Source organism: Streptomyces sp. CRCS-T-1, from assembly GCF_024442335.1.
Taxonomy (GTDB): domain Bacteria; phylum Actinomycetota; class Actinomycetes; order Streptomycetales; family Streptomycetaceae; genus Streptomyces; species Streptomyces koelreuteriae.
Genome location: NZ_CP101651.1, coordinates 4,612,096 through 4,628,317, shown reverse-complemented (window position 1 = coordinate 4,628,317; position 16,222 = coordinate 4,612,096). Strand labels below are relative to the sequence as shown.

13 protein-coding genes are annotated in these 16,222 nt (G+C 70.9%); 7 read left to right on the top strand and 6 right to left on the bottom strand.

The window, feature by feature from the left end:
- Positions 1-144 precede the first annotated feature (144 nt).
- Positions 145-276, top strand: a complete 132-nt coding sequence (locus NNW99_RS21085) for a hypothetical protein (RefSeq protein WP_255961296.1) — start codon at positions 145-147, stop codon at positions 274-276.
- 96 nt (positions 277-372) lie between these two features.
- Positions 373-564 (top strand): hypothetical protein, encoded by a 192-nt coding sequence (locus tag NNW99_RS21080; RefSeq protein ID WP_215120684.1) that lies wholly within the window; start codon positions 373-375, stop codon positions 562-564.
- Here NNW99_RS21080 and istB read toward each other — a convergent pair.
- Positions 542-1,828, bottom strand: coding sequence for an IS21-like element helper ATPase IstB (gene istB / locus NNW99_RS21075; protein WP_215120683.1), 1,287 nt, complete (start codon positions 1,826-1,828; stop codon positions 542-544). The two genes, NNW99_RS21080 and istB, sit on opposite strands and share 23 nt — an antisense overlap.
- Before the next feature lie 164 nt (positions 1,829-1,992).
- Between istB and NNW99_RS21070 the strand changes: the two genes are divergently transcribed.
- A complete protein-coding gene (locus tag NNW99_RS21070; RefSeq protein WP_215120682.1) occupies positions 1,993-3,636 on the top strand; it encodes a DNA repair helicase XPB in 1,644 nt (547 codons plus the stop codon).
- A 19-nt stretch (positions 3,637-3,655) separates the two neighbouring features.
- On the opposite strand, the gene NNW99_RS21065 is transcribed toward NNW99_RS21070, so the two are convergent.
- Entirely contained in the window at positions 3,656-3,844 is a 189-nt protein-coding gene (locus NNW99_RS21065) for a hypothetical protein (protein WP_184599430.1), read from the bottom strand.
- Between the two features lie 299 nt (positions 3,845-4,143).
- Here NNW99_RS21065 and NNW99_RS21060 point away from each other — a divergent pair, with 299 nt between their 5' ends.
- The gene (locus tag NNW99_RS21060; RefSeq protein ID WP_215120681.1) at positions 4,144-6,189 is read left to right on the top strand and encodes an ATP-binding domain-containing protein; all 2,046 of its coding nucleotides are present in this window, start codon (positions 4,144-4,146) and stop codon (positions 6,187-6,189) included.
- Between the two features lie 4 nt (positions 6,190-6,193).
- Here the strand turns inward: NNW99_RS21060 and NNW99_RS21055 are convergent, their stop codons facing one another.
- The 4 genes from NNW99_RS21055 to NNW99_RS21040 all read right to left on the bottom strand — a co-directional run bounded on the left by NNW99_RS21055 (position 6,194) and on the right by NNW99_RS21040 (position 10,248).
- Positions 6,194-6,934: an SDR family NAD(P)-dependent oxidoreductase gene (locus NNW99_RS21055; protein ID WP_215120680.1), complete on the bottom strand. Its 741-nt coding sequence runs from the start codon at positions 6,932-6,934 to the stop codon at positions 6,194-6,196.
- 27 nt (positions 6,935-6,961) lie between these two features.
- Positions 6,962-8,512, bottom strand: coding sequence for a BTAD domain-containing putative transcriptional regulator (locus NNW99_RS21050; RefSeq protein WP_215120679.1), 1,551 nt, complete (start codon positions 8,510-8,512; stop codon positions 6,962-6,964).
- A 211-nt stretch (positions 8,513-8,723) separates the two neighbouring features.
- Positions 8,724-9,422, bottom strand: coding sequence for a copper homeostasis protein CutC (locus NNW99_RS21045; RefSeq protein WP_215120678.1), 699 nt, complete (start codon positions 9,420-9,422; stop codon positions 8,724-8,726).
- Between the two features lie 145 nt (positions 9,423-9,567).
- Positions 9,568-10,248 carry a maleylpyruvate isomerase family mycothiol-dependent enzyme gene (locus tag NNW99_RS21040; RefSeq protein ID WP_215120677.1) on the bottom strand — a complete coding sequence of 227 codons (681 nt, stop codon included), beginning with the start codon at positions 10,246-10,248 and terminating at the stop codon, positions 9,568-9,570.
- A gap of 47 nt (positions 10,249-10,295) precedes the next feature.
- Between NNW99_RS21040 and NNW99_RS21035 the strand changes: the two genes are divergently transcribed.
- The 3 genes from NNW99_RS21035 (at position 10,296) to NNW99_RS21025 (ending at position 16,194) form a co-directional block, all read left to right on the top strand.
- Positions 10,296-10,955 carry a hypothetical protein gene (locus NNW99_RS21035; RefSeq protein WP_215120676.1) on the top strand — a complete coding sequence of 220 codons (660 nt, stop codon included), beginning with the start codon at positions 10,296-10,298 and terminating at the stop codon, positions 10,953-10,955.
- A gap of 54 nt (positions 10,956-11,009) precedes the next feature.
- Positions 11,010-11,342, top strand: coding sequence for a hypothetical protein (locus NNW99_RS21030; RefSeq protein ID WP_215120675.1), 333 nt, complete (start codon positions 11,010-11,012; stop codon positions 11,340-11,342).
- A gap of 172 nt (positions 11,343-11,514) precedes the next feature.
- The gene (locus tag NNW99_RS21025) at positions 11,515-16,194 is read left to right on the top strand and encodes a caspase family protein (RefSeq protein WP_215120674.1); all 4,680 of its coding nucleotides are present in this window, start codon (positions 11,515-11,517) and stop codon (positions 16,192-16,194) included.
- Positions 16,195-16,222 lie beyond the last annotated feature (28 nt).

Below are 16,222 nucleotides of genomic sequence, written 5' to 3'. Positions count from 1 at the left end.
GTTCGGGTGCACGGCGGCGTTCATGCACGCCACGCCGGGGATGTCCCACGCTCGGGCGACCTTGCCGGGCGTGCCGCTTCACGCGCTGTGCCCGGGGGCAGCCACCGGGTGTTCCTGTGAGCACTGCCGAAAGGAAGTCCCAGCATGCGCGCTGTCCGTCGAGTCACCGCCGTCCTGGCCACCGCCGTCCTGATGATGTTCGGTGGTCTCGCCACCCCGGCCGCGGCGGTGGGCATCGATGTCGCCGGCCTCGTCATCGAGACGCCGCAGATCTGATCCGTCTCCGCGCACCCGTGGGGGCCGGCCCCGCGTTCCGGGCCGGCCCGGGGTGCGGTGTCCCGCACCGCTCAGCCCGTGAAAGGCCCTGCCGCCATGCGTGAAAAGCTTCCCGCCGTCGTCCTCTTCGCCGCCGCCTTGGTGGGCGTGTTCGCGCCCTCGGCCGCGGCGGCCACGCCCGCGCTGCCGCTGCCCATCCCGGCGGCCCACGCCGAATCCCTGGTGGGCGAAGGCGTCTCCGTCGAGGGCCCGCTGGTCAACACCATCAGTCTGTCCACGCTGCGGTAGCGCGGCGCGTCCGGTAGCTGTCGCCCTCCAGCCGGACCACCTCGGCGTGATGGGCGAGGCGGTCCGCCATCGCGGGTGCGGAGGTGCCGAACACCTCGTCCCAGCGGCCGAGCGGGCGGTCGCTGGTCACGATCAGCGAGCCGCGCTCGTAGCGGTGCGCGACCAGCCGGAAGAACAGGCCGGCGGTGGCCGCGTCGAAGGGCGTGTAGCCGATCTCGTCGACGATCAGGAGGGGGTGATCGTCGAGGGCGGCCAGCTCCGCGTCGAGCCGGCCGGCGGCCCGGGCGTCGGACAGCCGGGCGGCCCACTCGGCGGCGGTCGCGAACATCACCCGGTGCCCGGCCTGGCAGGCCCGCACGCCCAGGGCGACGGCCAGATGCGTCTTGCCGGTGCCGGTCGGCCCGACGAACACGACGTTGCGCCGGGCGGCGACGAACTCCGCCTTGCCGAGCCGGGCCACGGTCTCCCGGTCGAAGCCCCGGGGGTGCTGCTGGTCGAAGTCCTCCAGCAGCTTGCGGGCGGGGAAACCGGCCGCGCGGATCCGGGCCTCGGCGTCGGCGTCGGTCTCCGGCAGGGACGTGGGCTCCGGCTCCGGCCGCCGGGGGTGGGGCAGGGTGGCCGCCGGGGTCTCGCCCGGCTGCGGGCGCGTGACCTGCGGGTGCCCGGCGGGCTCGCGGTCGGCGTGCGCGAGCTCGGCGTGCCCGTGGTCACCGTGCCCGCGATCCGCGTGCCCGCGATCCGCATGGCCGCGATCGCTCTGCGCCGCCATCGGCCCCGACATGTACGCGAGGATCGCCGCCGAGGCGATGAACGCCATGTGGATCACCGTCCCCCACAGCAGGGAGTGGTGGGAGGTGTGGTGGACGTCCACGAACATCTGGAGCAGATGCACGGAGGAGATGCCCACGATCGCGGTGGCGAGCTTGACCTTCAGTACGTTGGAGTTGACGTGCGAGAGCCACTCCGGCTGGTCGCGGTGGCCCTGGAGGCCGATGCGCGAGACGAAGGTCTCGTAGCCGCCGACGATCACCATGATCAGCAGGTTGGCGATCATGACGACGTCGACGAGCTTGAGCACGGCGAGCATCACATAGGTCTCAGTGGCGTGCCCGCTCACGCACATGAGGATTAAGGTCCACAGCTCCTTGAAGAACTTGTAGACGTAGACGCCCTGGGCTGCCACCAGCCCGAAGTACAGCGGGGCCTGGAGCCAGCGGGTGGCGAACAGGGCGTATCCGAGCGTGGTGGTCGGCGTATTCTGCACGGTTCGCCATTCTTCGGGGCCGCCGTGGAAAAACTGAATTCACACCACACGTTGGGATGAAAAGGCATTCTGTAGGACCGGCGTCGTTTCAGCAGCGCAGATCACACCCTCGGGCGGCTTCGATCAGGCACACTGGACGTTTGGCCGCAGAAAGGGTGCCGCGTGTGAATGGTCCGCTGATCGTCCAGTCCGACAAGACCCTGCTCCTGGAAGTCGACCACGAGCGGGCCGACGACTGCCGTCGTGTCATCGCCCCCTTCGCGGAGCTGGAGCGGGCGCCCGAGCACATCCACACCTACCGGGTGACCCCGCTGGGTCTGTGGAACGCGCGCGCGGCGGGCCATGACGCGGAGCAGGTCGTGGACGCGCTGGTGGAGTACAGCCGCTATCCGGTGCCGCACGCGCTGCTCGTCGACATCGCCGAGACGATGGACCGCTACGGCCGGCTCACCCTGTCCAAGCACCCCGCGCACGGCCTGGTCCTGACGACCACCGACCGGCCGGTGCTGGAGGAGATCCTGCGGTCCAAGCGGATCACACCCCTGGTCGGCGCCCGGATCGACCCGGACACCGTCGCCGTGCACCCCTCCGAGCGCGGGCAGATCAAGCAGACCCTGCTGAAGCTGGGCTGGCCGGCCGAGGACCTCGCCGGGTACGTCGACGGCGAGGCGCACGCGATCGAGCTGGCCGAGGACGGCTGGGCGCTGCGGCCGTACCAGAAGCAGGCCGTCGAGAACTTCTGGCACGGCGGCTCGGGCGTCGTCGTCCTGCCCTGCGGCGCCGGGAAGACGCTGGTCGGTGCCGGGGCGATGGCCCAGGCGAAGTCCACGACGCTGATCCTCGTCACCAACACGGTCTCCGCCCGGCAGTGGAAGCACGAGCTGGTGAAGCGGACCTCGCTCACCGAGGAGGAGATCGGCGAGTACAGCGGGACGCGCAAGGAGATCCGGCCCGTCACCATCGCCACGTACCAGGTGCTGACGACCAAGCGGAAGGGCGTCTATCCGCATCTGGAGCTGTTCGACTCGCGGGACTGGGGCCTGGTCGTCTACGACGAGGTGCATCTGCTGCCCGCGCCGGTCTTCAAGTTCACCGCGGATCTTCAGGCCCGGCGCCGCCTCGGCCTGACGGCCACCCTGGTGCGCGAGGACGGCCGTGAGTCGGACGTGTTCTCGCTGATCGGGCCCAAGCGGTTCGACGCGCCGTGGAAGGAGATCGAGGCGCAGGGCTACATCGCGCCCGCCGACTGCGTCGAGGTCCGGGTCAATCTGACGGACTCCGAGCGGCTCGCGTACGCCACGGCCGAGACGGAGGAGAAGTACCGCTTCTGCGCCACGACCGCGACCAAGCGGAAGGTCACGGAGGCGATCGTCCGCCGCTTCGACGGACAGCAGATCCTGGTGATCGGCCAGTACATCGACCAGCTCGACGAGCTGGGGGAACACCTCGGGGCGCCCGTGATCAAGGGCGAGACGTCGAACGCGCAGCGCGAGAAGCTCTTCGACGCCTTCCGCGAGGGCGAGATCAGTGTGCTGGTGGTCTCCAAGGTCGCGAACTTCTCGATCGACCTGCCCGAGGCGACCGTCGCGATCCAGGTGTCGGGCACCTTCGGCTCCCGCCAGGAGGAGGCCCAGCGTCTCGGCCGGGTGCTGCGCCCCAAGTCGGACGGCCACCAAGCCCACTTCTACTCCGTGGTCGCCCGGGACACCATCGACCAGGACTTCGCGGCCCACCGGCAGCGCTTCCTGGCGGAGCAGGGGTACGCGTACCGGATCGTGGACGCGGACGAGCTGCTCGCGGACAGCTGAGAGTGGCGGGTCCGTCGGCTCACTTGCGGCGGACCACGCCGACCTCCTCGCCGTACTGTCCGAGGACGATCACGTCGAAGGCGGCGCCCGCGAAGACCTTGACGGCGCGCAGGGCGTCGCCGAGGCGGTGGCGGTGGCTGCCGGTCACGGCGGTGGCACCCGGCGGCCGGCCCGGTGCGGGGGCAGGGGAAAGGGTTGCTGCGCTCATGTCTCCATGGTGCGGTTTCGCCCGTAAAGCCCGCGTCGGTCCAGGGACCGAGGTGGGGTACTCCGCTCGTAGGACCTCTCGTAGGACCTCGTGCGGACCTCGTGCGGACCCGTGGGACAACGACCCTTACGGGTCGCCGCATAAACCGTTGGCGGTGAATAAAACCGTTGGCGGTCGTCTCCCCCGCTCCTCTAGGATCTCCGCTCTTGCCCGCCTCCCTCTCGGAGCGCCGCCGACCGGACGGAAACCGGCCGGTATCTCACCGCCGTCCCTTCCGCAGGTCCTCCGGAGGCACCCCCTTGTCCACGCCCGTCGACGACCCGCTCTCCCGTGAGCGCTCCCACCTCTCCTCGTCCCGTTCCGCCCTGCGCGCCATGCGCGAGGACGTCGAGGCCCTCGACATCAGCGATGTCACCGCGAACTGGGTCAACGCGGAGGCGCTGAACCACCAGATCGAGGAGCGCATCAAGGCCCTGGCCGACCTCAGCGACACCCCGCTGTTCTTCGGGCGGCTCGACTATCTGCACACACCCGGCGCCGAGCAGGCCGAGGGTGCGGAGGGCGAGCGCTTCTACATCGGGCGGCGGCATGTGCACGACGCCGACGGCGACCCCATGGTGATCGACTGGCGCGCACCCGTCTCGCAGCCGTTCTACCGGGCCTCCAAGAAGGACCCCCTGGACATCGCGCTGCGCCGCCGCTTCGGCTACACGGGCGGCGACCTCACGGCGTACGAGGACGAGCACCTCTCCGACCCGGCCGAGGCGGCGAAGACCAGCCGGCTCCTCCAGCAGGAGATCGAGCGTCCGCGTGTCGGCCCGATGCGGGACATCGTCGCGACGATCCAGCCCGAGCAGGACGAGATCGTGCGCTCCGGGCTCTCCGGCTCGGTGTGTGTACAGGGCGGCCCGGGCACCGGGAAGACCGCCGTCGGCCTGCACCGGGTCGCCTATCTCCTCTACGCCCACCGCGAGCGCCTCGCCCGCACCGGCACCCTGGTCATCGGACCCAACCGGTCCTTCCTGCACTACATCGAGCAAGTGCTGCCCGCTCTCGGCGAGTTGAGCGTCCAGCAGGCCACCGTCGAGGACCTGGTGGCCCACGTCGAGATCAAGGGCACGGACGACGCGACGGCCGCCGTCGTCAAGGGCGACGCCCGCATGGCACAGGTGCTGCGCAGGGCCCTCTACGCGCACGTCACCCTGCCCACCGAGCCGGTCGTGGTCGTACGCGGCTCCCGCCGCTGGCGCGTCGCCCAGTACGAACTGGAGGACATCGTCCGCGAGTTGCTCGACCGCGACATCCGCTACGGCGCCGCCCGCGAGGCCCTGCCGCAGCGCATCGCGCACGCGGTGCTGGTGCAGATGGAGCGCTCGGGCGAAGCCCCGGACGACCGGGTGCAGGACGCGGTGGCCCGCAACAGCGCGGTCAAGGCGGCCGTGAAGACGGTGTGGCCGGCCGTCGACCCGGCGAAACTGGTGCTGCGCCTGCTGTCGGACGCGGACTTCCTCGCCGAGCACGCCGAGGGGATCCTCGACGAGGAGGAGCGGAAGGCGATCCTGTGGGCGAAGCCCGCGCGCAGCGTCAAGTCCGCCAAGTGGTCGACCGCGGACGCCGTCCTCATCGACGAGGCCACCGACCTGATCCAGCGCACGCACTCCCTCGGGCATGTCGTCCTCGACGAGGCGCAGGACCTCTCCCCCATGCAGTACCGGGCGGTCGGCCGCCGCTGCACCACCGGGAGCGCGACCGTCCTCGGCGACCTGGCGCAGGGCACCACGCCCTGGGCGACCCGAGGCTGGCAGGAGGCGCTGACCCACCTGGGCAAACAGGACGCGGTGGTGGAGGAGCTGACGGCCGGTTTCCGTGTGCCGACGGACGTCATCACCTACGCCTCCCGGCTGCTGCCGCACATCGCCCCGGGCCTCACTCCGGTCGAGTCGATCCGTGAGAACCCGGGCCACTTCGAGGTCAGGGAAGCCCCCGCGACCGCCGATGTCGTCGAGGCCTGCCGCGAGCTGCTGCGCAACGAGGGCTCGACCGGCCTGATCGCGGCGGACGCCCGGATCCCGGCACTGGCGGAGGCCCTGGCGGAGGCCGGTGTCCCGTACCTCGGCCCGGGCGAGGAGACCACCCAGGAGACCCGCCTGACCCTGGTCCCGGCCACGCTCGCGAAGGGTCTGGAGTACGACTACGTCGTCCTGGACGAGCCGCAGGCGGTGGTCGACGGCGAACCCGACGAGCGCACCGGCCTGCGGCGTCTGTACGTGGCGCTGACGCGAGCCGTGTCGGGGCTGATCGTCACGCACGCGGCCGGGCTGCCGCCGCAGCTGGCATCTCCCTGACCGCTCAGGTCGCGACGTAGCCCCCGTCGGCGGCGAGCACCGCGCCGGTGATGTAGCCGGCCTTGTCGGAGGCCAGGAACGCCACGGCCTCGGCGATCTCCTCGGGCTCGCCGGCGCGGGCGAGCGGGGTGTTCCTGCTGAACTCCTCGAACAGCTCGCCCACCGTCTCGACGGCCTTGTCGGTGCGGATCGGGCCGGGTGCCACGGAGTTGACGCGCACACCCGCCGCGCCGAACTCGACGGCCCACGACCGGGTCAGCGCGTCCATTGCGGCCTTGCTGGCGTTGTAGACGGAGCCGACCGGGGTGCCGATCTGCCCGGCGACCGACGAGACGTTGACGATCGCACCCTTCTGCTTGGCCACCATGGCCGGCGCGAGCGCGGCCGTCAGGAAGTAGGTCGCACGGACATTGACGTCGAACACCTGCTCGTAGCTGTCGAGCGGCTGATCGGGGGTCGTCGAGGACGGGAAGATGCCCGCGTTGTTCACGAGCACGTCCACCTCGCCGACCTCCTCGGCGAGCCTGCGGACGTCGTCGATGTTCGCGACGTCCGCGACGACGAAGTGGCCCGTCCCGCCCGCCCGCTCGATCAGCTCGACGGTCTCCTTGCCCAGTTCGGCCCTGCGCCCGGTCACATAGACGGTGGCCCCCGCCTCCGCGAGCTTGACCGCGATCGCGCGGCCGATGCCCGACGTGGCGCCGGTGACGAGTGCCTTCTGGTCCTGAAGTTCCTTGGTTGTCATGTCTGCCAACCTGGCCGCGCCGGATCGTCAGAGCATAGTTTCCGCATATACGGCCTGGTCAGGCCGTGAGGAAGCCGCCACGCGCAGCGCGAAGCAGAGGCGCACGAACCGCGGCAGCCGGTAGCGGCCGAGTACGAGCGGCTCGATCAGGTGCACGCCCGAGAGCGACTCCAGCACCAGCTCGATCTCGCCGTCGTCGCCCCCGCACATCTCCGCCGCCTCGTGACTGTCGATCACCTCGACGTCCCGGCGCGCGAGGCACATGAGCAGGCGCCGTTCCGGATCGCTCAGCTGCTTCTCGGCCGCGACCAGCGGGGCCATCATCGCGGCGCAGTCGGCGGGGATCACGTCGACGAGCCTGCTCTTGCGATCCATCTGCAGCAGGACCATCTCGATCGTCCAGTGCGGACGCGAGCTGAGCGTGCCGCCGATCACCCTGATCGGGTGCGGCAGTCGCGACAGGCGTTCCAGCAGCCTCTCGGCCTGCTCGGGTTCCGCGTCCGCGCGTGCCGGGCCGATGACCTTGCGCAGGAACTCCCGCGCCTCCCGCTCGGCCAGCCCGGCGATCTTCAGCCAGGTCACCCCCGGCAGCTCGTGCAAGCGGCGGACACTGGTGAGGATCATCGCCGAGCCGGGCGTGGCGAGATCGCGCACGGTCTCCGCGTCCCGCACGTCGTCGACCACGACCAGGAACCGCTTGCCGCGCGCCTTCTCCCGCCACAGCGCGGCCTTGTCGCCGACGGGGTTCTCGACTCCGACCGCGCGCAACAGCTCGTTGGCTACGTCCCTGCCCCTGACGAAGATCTGCCCGTCCGGGAAGCGTTGCTTGACGAGATGGCCGATCCGGGTGGCCAGCGCGGTCTTGCCGCTGCCCCGCATACCGGTGATGCCCACGGTGCCCGGCAGCGTCCTCAGGGCCTGCGCGATCTCCTCGGCCCGTCCGGTGAAGTCGACCAGATCCGGCACCAGTTGCTCCGGCCTGCGCGGCAGGGTGAGGTCGCCGGTGAGGATCCGCGCATGGACCTCGCGCAGTTCCGGCCCCGGTTCGAGGCCGAGTTCCTCGATGAGGAGGGCGCGCGCCCGGTGGAAGTGGTCGAGTGCCTCGCCCTGCCTGCCCTCCAGGTAGAGCGCGCGCATCAGGAGGGCGCGAGGTCGTTCCCTGAGCGGGAAGTCGGCGACGTGCCGCTGCAGCTCCAGCACGTCGAGCTCGCGTTCGAGGCAGTCCTCCCGGGCCTTGAGCCGGTGGTCGCCGAGCCGCACCCGTTGCGCATCGAAGTAGGCACTCCGCAGGCCCTCCAACGGCTCGCCGCGGCAGTCGTCGACGATCTCCGCGCGGGCCGTGTACCCGCCGTCCCTGGACTGCAGGTTCAGCTCCGGGAGCGTCTTGCGGAGCTTGTAGACGTACGTCCGCAGTGCCATCACCGCGCTCGGCGTCGGGTCGTCCCAGACCATGCCGATCAACTGGTCGTTGCTCAGCCGGATGCCGTTGTTCAGCAGCAACGCCGCCAGCACCGCGCGCTGCTGGCGCGGCCCCAGTTCGATCTCCTCTTCATCGCGCCAGGCTCGTACCGGACCCATCAGTGAGAAGCGCAGGCTCATGCAACGGGACAACGCGCGGGTGCGGTCGCTGCTTCCCCGTGTTTCCGGAGTCGAGCAGCGAGGGCGGGCGGACGGACTGACGGGGCTGACGTCCGGGGGCACGCGGGGGCGACGTCCGGAGACACGCGGGGGCAGCGTCCAGGATCACGCGGGTACGGCACCCGGAGTCACGCGGGCGCGGCGCCCGGGATCACACGGGCGCGGCATCCAGGGCGGTCCGCCACCGTGCGACGGCCTGCGCCGACACCGGCGCCTCCCAGCCCTCCGGCCGGGCCGCGCCGCCGATGTGGAAGCCGTCGACCCCGGCCGCCAGCAGCGTCGGAATGTGGTCCAGGCGCAGCCCGCCCCCCACCAGCAACTGCTGCTCGTACCCGGGCTCCCCTTGCCGTCCCGCCTCGGCGAGCAGCACGGGGAGCCCGTCGTCGACCCCGTCGGCCGATCCGGCGGTGAGGTACGTGTCGAGCCCGGGCATCCCGTCGAGTTGCTTGCGCAGGGCGTCGCGGTCGGCGGCCCGGTCGATCGCACGGTGGAAGGTCCAGGGGCAGCCGTCCAGCACCGCGACGACCCGCTCCACGGCCGTCAGGTCCACGCCGCCGTCCGCGTCGAGGAACCCGAGCACGAACTCCTCGGCCCCGGCCTCCCGCAGCTCGCCCACCACCCGGACCAGCCGGTCGGTGTCCCCCGCGGCGAAGCCGTCGGTGAGCCGGAGCATCACCCGCAGGGAGAGGTCGACGGCCCGGCGGATCCCGGCGACGGTCCCGGCGGACGGGGTGAGCCCGTCGGCCGCCATGTCGGTGACCAGCTCGAGACGGTCCGCGCCTCCCGCCTGGGCGGCGACCGCGTCCTCCACGCCGAGGGCGATCACCTCCAGGACTGCACGCTTGCTCATGGGACCCCATTCATAGGCATTCATAGGCATTCGCCGGCGTTCATCGGCGTCGAGGGCGGCCGGAACCCACCCACAGGTCTAGTCCAATCCAGACTACTTCCCGTGGGCCGGCCCCTTCACCCCTCCCCCAGGGGTCTTCTCCCGGTCATCCGAAGATGTTCAGCTCCTTCGCCTCCACCCCGGCCAGCTCATACGACGTCGCCTCCCCGACCCGACGCCCCGCGTACAGCCGTACGAGGGTCGGCCCGTCCCCGATGAACCGCCCCGGGGGCCGCTCCCCGTCGCTCTCGCCCAGCCGCAGCGGCTCGTCCAGGTCGTCGAGGTCGGCGTGCAGCGCCACATGCCCCCGCTCGTGGGTGATGCGGGCGAGCAGCGCGAGCGCGTCCGGCAGCCCGGCCCCGCCGTACGCCCCCGGCTCCCCGAGCGCCTCGCGCACGTCCCCGGCGTGCACCCACTCCCCGAGCGCGACACCGTCCAGCTTCCCGCCCGCCCCGGCGATCACCGCCCCGGCCTCGCCCAGCCCGCGCTCCAGCTCCGCCACGACCTGCGCGTTGCTCCACCCCTCCCGCTCGGCGATGTCCCGGTCGTTCGACTCGGGCGAGAACACACCCGCCTCGAACCGGCCCTCCGCCACCCGGGTCAGTACGGCCGAGCAGTGCGCCAGCACATCCCGGACCGTCCAGCCCGGACACGCGGCCACGGGCCGTGCGAAGTCCTCCTCGGCCCTGCCCCGCAGCAGCGGGATCAGCGCGTCGCGCTCGATCGTGAGCAGCCGCCCGGGCTGCTCGGGGTCGCGTTCCTCGTGCACATCAGCAGGAGTCGTCATACGACCCACGCTAGGTCCCACCCCCGGCCCAGCGGGAGAATGACTCCATGGCCGATCCCGATCCCGACACCCTGCGCACCCGCTTCACCCGCGCCCTGGAATCCGCCCGGGGCCCGGCCGGCGGTCCCGACCCTGCCCCGTACGCGGACAACCTGCTCACCCGCTGGCAGGAGCCCCAACGCCACTACCACACGGTCCACCACCTCACAGCGGTCCTCGACCACATCGACGCACTGGAGCCGCACGCGCAGGACCCGGACGTGGTGCGCCTCGCCGCCTGGTTCCACGACGCGGTCTATCTCCCCGACCGCTCCGAGAACGAGGAACGCTCCGCCCGCCTCGCCGAACGCGCCCTCACCGAGGCCGGCGTCCCCGCCGCCAAGACCGCCGAAGTGGCCCGCCTGGTCCGCCTCACGATCACCCACGACCCCGCCGACGACGACCCCGACGGCCAGGTCCTCTGCGACGCCGACCTGGCCATCCTCGCCTCACCCCCGTCGGCCTACGCGGCCTACACCACCGCCGTCCGCGCGGAATACCACTTCGTCCCGAACGACGCCTTCCGCACGGGCCGCGCGACGATCCTCCGCCAACTCCTGGACCTGCCGAGGCTGTTCAGGACCCCGCACGGGGCGAGCGAGTGGGAGGCGACGGCCCGCTACAACCTGCGGTCGGAGCTGGAACTGCTGGAGGATTCGCCCTCCTGACCGGCCCCCGGGTTCTAGGGTTGGCCCCACCGCACCACAGGGAGGGGAACACGGATGGACAACGCCGGCGAGCCCGAGGTCATCGAGCCGAGCCTGCCGTTCTGGGTCACCGTCACCGAGGAGGGCGACGACTCGATGGGCCTGTTCGGCGGCGGCGAACCCGCCCTGCGGTCCGTACCGCTCGGTCCCCTGCGCAAGAACCTCGCGGAAACCGTCGACGCTCTCCAGCAGCTGTTCGAGGACGCCGCGGCCCGGGGCGGCACCCTGCCGCTCGCCGAGGCCCAACTGTCCTTCCAGGTCACCGCGAGCGGCGGCGTCCAGCTACTCGGCACCGGCCAGGTGCAGGGCACCCGCGGACTGACGCTGGTCTTCAAACGGCCTTCCTAGCGCCTTCCGGGGACTTCATGAGGGGACGCAACAACCCCTTTGTGAACTAAAGTTGTCGGACGAACGGCCGAGGGGCAGGGGGACGGCATGAGTGGCAGCACGGCGAACCGGAACACAGCGGCGAGGACGACCGCGGGAGCCGAATCCCTCCGCGCCGCCTGACCCGCCGCGCATGCACAAGGTCCAGCACAAGGCCCTCCTCATCGGAGCGAGCGAGTACGACGACCCGCGCATCCAGGACCTGCCGTTCGTCCGCGACGACCTGCAGCGGATCCGGGACATGCTCATCGAACGCGGCTTCCGGACGGCGGAGATCGTCGAGAGCAAGCGCGGCATCACACCGAACACGGTCAACGGCCGCATCCGAGCCTTCCTGCGCGACGCCGGCCGGGGCGACACCCTGCTGATCCTGCTCAGCGGACACGGCCAGCACTTCGAGGGCAAGGACTTCCTGATCCCCGAGGACGCCACCTTCGAGGTCGGGGTCTTCGCCGAGAGCTGCATCGAGATCGGCTGGGAGCGGGAACTGGAGGACTCCCCGGCGGCTCATGTCGTCTTCCTCGTCGACGCCTGCCGGGAGGGCATCGACCGCGACACCATGGCCACGCTGCCCGGCATCCAGCCCTGGCCCCGGCGCAAGGTCGCCGACACGCTGCGCCGCAAAGTGGCCTACGTGCACGCCTGCAAGGCACCCCAACTGGCCCTGTTCGTAGGCGAGAAGGAGACGGTCCGGCCGGGCTTCGACCCCGGCACCCAGCCGGGCGAGTCCTTCAGCCTCTTCTCCCGCGCCCTCGCGGACACGATCGCGGCGGACCCGCATGCCCTGCACCTGCACGAGTTCGCGACGCGGGTGCAGAAACGGGTCGTGGAACTGCACCGCGCCTACGGCAAGACCCGCCCGCCGCAGGAGGTCACCGTCGTCACTGAGACCGCGGCCGCACCGGGCGGCGAGGACTTCCCGCTGCTGCCCGGCCCCGACCGGCGCACCGAGACGCACCCGTGGATCCGTTCCGCCGAACGGCACCCGGTCTGGCAGCGCACCCCCGACGGCCCCGCCCGCCGGCACCTCCAGGAGACCTGTGCCGCCCTGGCGTCCCGGCTGGCCGCGATGTACGACAGCGCGGCCCATGCCCTGCGCGACGACCCCTGGCACGACGACGAACTGGCCCGGCGCACCCACGACAGACTGGGCTTCCTCACAGGCCGGCTCGCCGACAACGTCGCTCTGTCCCCGACCGAGGCCGCGTTGGCGGTCCTGCTGCCCCTGGTCGAGCAGGCCTTCTGGACCCAGGAGGCCGCACAGCGCGTCGGCGTACTCGGCACGGACCTGTGCGCCACCGGCCCCGACCACACCCGCTTCCGCAAGTTCGGCCAGGGCTTCCCGCGCCTCAAGCGCCGGCTGCGCACCCTGCACGACCAGACCGCGGCCCGCGACTCCGTGGAGCGGATCCGCTGGTGGCTGTTCCACCGCTGGCTGATCCAGCAGCCGGAGCTGTACGCGGCGGAGAAGCTCAAGTCCCTCCTCGGCGAGGTGGCGGGCGGCTCCGACCAGCCGCCATGGGTGACCGACGCACTCTCCGCGGACCGTCTGATGCTGCTGCTGAAGGAACACCGCACGGCCCCGTTCTCCGTCCGCCGGGCCTCCACCGGCCGCCCTTCCGGCGCCCTCGACGACCACGACGTCATCGCCGCCACCACCGGCGACGAGCACGAGGTCCGCCAGCCCCTGGTCTCCGCCCTGCTCAAGGCGGCCTACGCGATGGCCGTCGACCCCGTCGACCTGCCCGAGATCGTCGTGGAGCACCTCGGCATCTACGACAGCGTCGACCTCGGCGAACTCAGGACGACCGTGCGCCGCTCCGACTGGCGGCACTCCGGTGTCGGCCGCTCCCTGAACGCGGTCTGCACCCACCCGGCCGTCCAGATCGCCCTACGGGAACACGCCGACCGCGTCGACACCCTGCTCCGCGAGATCAACCGGGACGACAACCCCGCCCTGGCCCCGCTCAGCGACCTGCCGCCCTACGCCGACGGCAGCCGGGTCCGCCTCGACGGCAACACCCCCGACCAGCTCTCCGACGGCATCCGCTTCCAGCTCGCCGAGGACCGCGTCCAGGAGCTCCTCATGGGCGAACAGCTCTACGGCGACCGCGAGCTGGCGGTCCGCGAGCTCTACCAGAACGCGCTGGACGCGCTGCGCTACCGGGACTGCCGCACGCAGTACCTCCAGCGCACGGGCCGTCCGACGGCACCCTGGGAGGGCCGGATCGAGTTCGTCCAGGGCGTGGGCTCGGACGGCCGCCCCTACCTGGAGTGCCGCGACAACGGCATCGGCATGGGCCTCACCGAACTCGGCAGCGTCTTCTCCCAGGGCGGCACCCGCTTCGTCGACCTGCCCGAGTACATCGAGGAACAGGTCGCCTGGAGCGAACTCCCGGAACCCAAGCTCCGCCTGTACCCCAACTCCCGTTTCGGCATCGGGGTCCTGAGCTACTTCATGCTGGCCGACGAGATCGTGGTCCGCACCTGCCGCATGGGGCGGGACGGCCGGCCCGGGCGGCTGCTCCAGGTGACGATCGCGGGGCCGGGGAATCTGTTCCGGGTGGAGGACCTTGGGGAGGGGACCGAGCCGGGGACGACGGTGCGGCTGTTGCTGTCGCGGCAGGGGAAGCGCATGTCGTGCGTGGACGCGTTGCAGCGGTTGCTGTGGGTGGCGGCTTATCAGACGACTGCGGCGCACGGGTCCCGCGGGCATGAGTGGGTGCCGAGAGAGTTGTCTCTTACGGCTGTTGAGATCGAGCTGTCGCAAGGGAAGTCGGGCGCTCGGGCCAAGGGCCCTGTCTGCCTCGCGTCCGGTTCACCGGACCTCTGGTGGATCGACCGCCAGGGCATCGTCCTGTCCGACGGCCTGTTGACGGAAACGGAACCGGCATTCCAGGCGGTACACCAGTTCCCCTACGGCATCATCATGAATCTGCATGGTGAGCATGCGCCGGTGCTCACCGTCGACCGGAAGAAGGTGCGTTCCTTCGACCGCGATCACGTAAGGGCTACGCTCACCGCTGCGGCGCCGAGTCTGACACTCCCGGACCTTCCCCTTCCGACCCTTGAGTGGCTGACGCAAGCCAGCTCGGCCTCGACGTGGTTCGGCGACCTCGTGGCTCGGCACGCCCAGCTCGCCGACGTGAAATGGCGCATCGGGGACTACTCGATGCCCTTCAGCAAGATTGGCTATTTCCTCCCTGACGCCGACCTCATCCCTCTGGTGACCGGCAGCTACAGGCTGGAACTACGTCGGCACCACGCTGCCCGCTTCTTCAGCACCATGCCGCCGAGTGTGCTGCGTTGGCGCCTGCGCGCGCTGTACCGCGCGGGACTCGGAGGGCCGGTGTCACTGCCGGAATCGTGCCCGTCCGACGAGTTGTGCGCCCGGCCCTCCGACCTGGTGCTGCTCGCCAGAGGTTCGTCCAAGCGCTGGGACAGGGCGTACAGAGACTGGACGGGGGAGCCGGACAGCCGGCATCCCGCTCTGCTTCTCGGCTTCCTTGCCGATTGGCACGACCCCGGCCAGCCGCTCAGCGCCGCCAAGATCTTCGCGCTGAGCAGCAGGTCGGAACGCCCGCCCGCGGACGTCGCCGCCCGGCTCACCGCTCTGGACTACCAGGTCGAACCCTTGTCCGGCTGCGCCGCCGCCGAATACGAGGATCTTCCGCTCCTGCTGCGGATGGGCACCGCGTCGGAGTGGCTGGCTCCAGACTCGGTACTTTCGGGGGCCCAGGTCTGTGTCAGTGCCGTGTACCGCGCCACTTCCACTCCGCAAGCCGCGCGGCGTCTGCGGGAATTGGGCTTCACCGTGCCGGAGGACCACCCGGTCCGGGAGCACTGGACAGAGGAGGAGCAAGGCATCATCAAGCGCCTGTGGTCGTCGTGCGCTACCCAACCGTCCCCCGATGAGGCTCTGCGCATCTCCCGGGCGCAGCTGGCCTCGGTGGCCCACGACACGGACGCGACGATGCTCCGCATCACGGAGTTCCTGTCCGAGCTGGGCTTCCAGTTGCCCCCCGACGCCACAAACGGCTGCGAACTGACAGAGGACGACCGAACGCTCCTTCTGTACAACGCCCAGCGTCCCTGGGTGGATCAGGAGGTCTCACTCCTCTACATGACAGCCGTGGCACGCCATCTCCAAAGGCCCGTCCAGTCCATCGCCGCACGGCTGGAGGATCTTGGCTACGCGGTGGCGCCTGTCCCCGACGATGAAGGACAGCTGCCCTCGCCGGCTGAGACCGCACTTGTCAGTCACAGTGTCACGCTGCGCACGGGCAGCCCCCTGAGCCTCTTCGGGGTGGCCCTCGCGGCACGGCAGACGGGCATCTCACTGCCCGAGGCGATCTCCGTCCTCGCCAGATGGGGCTACCGCTGCTCGGTCACGGCCGAGGCCGTTTCCTCCGCCAGCGGCATCGACAACACGCTCTACAGGTACCGCCCCTTCGCCGACCCCGCCGCCTGCGGCCCGGTATCCCCCGCCGCCCTGCACGCGGTGGGAGGCCGAGCCGACGCCCTCACCGACTTCGGCTACGACGTCGTCCCCCCGTCGAAAACCTGGCTCAGGGAAGACCACCTGGCAGACGCCCTGCTTCGCACCCTCACCACCGAGGAAACTTCCACCCCCACCCTCCACCCCGACGACCCCCCGCTCTCCCTCGTCACCCTGGCCGTCGTAGCCCTCTCCGCCGCCAAGACGCTCCGCGAAACGGCCCTCAAGGCCACCGGACTCGGCATGCGTCACGAGATCGAAGACTGGTTCCCCGCCCCGGAAAACCCGTCGCCCGAGGCCCCCACACCCTCATAGCCTCCCCACCATGTGGACAACAGGCGCG

Coding starts and splice junctions, on each gene's coding strand:
- NNW99_RS21085 (WP_255961296.1), top strand. CDS start 145: ATGCGCGCTGTCCGTCGAGTCACCGCCGTCCTGGCCACCGCCGTCCTG.
- NNW99_RS21080 (WP_215120684.1), top strand. CDS start 373: ATGCGTGAAAAGCTTCCCGCCGTCGTCCTCTTCGCCGCCGCCTTGGTG.
- NNW99_RS21065 (WP_184599430.1), bottom strand. CDS start 3,844: ATGAGCGCAGCAACCCTTTCCCCTGCCCCCGCACCGGGCCGGCCGCCG.
- NNW99_RS21055 (WP_215120680.1), bottom strand. CDS start 6,934: ATGACAACCAAGGAACTTCAGGACCAGAAGGCACTCGTCACCGGCGCC.
- NNW99_RS21050 (WP_215120679.1), bottom strand. CDS start 8,512: ATGGGTCCGGTACGAGCCTGGCGCGATGAAGAGGAGATCGAACTGGGG.
- NNW99_RS21045 (WP_215120678.1), bottom strand. CDS start 9,422: ATGAGCAAGCGTGCAGTCCTGGAGGTGATCGCCCTCGGCGTGGAGGAC.
- NNW99_RS21040 (WP_215120677.1), bottom strand. CDS start 10,248: ATGACGACTCCTGCTGATGTGCACGAGGAACGCGACCCCGAGCAGCCC.
- NNW99_RS21035 (WP_215120676.1), top strand. CDS start 10,296: ATGGCCGATCCCGATCCCGACACCCTGCGCACCCGCTTCACCCGCGCC.
- NNW99_RS21030 (WP_215120675.1), top strand. CDS start 11,010: ATGGACAACGCCGGCGAGCCCGAGGTCATCGAGCCGAGCCTGCCGTTC.
- NNW99_RS21025 (WP_215120674.1), top strand. CDS start 11,515: ATGCACAAGGTCCAGCACAAGGCCCTCCTCATCGGAGCGAGCGAGTAC.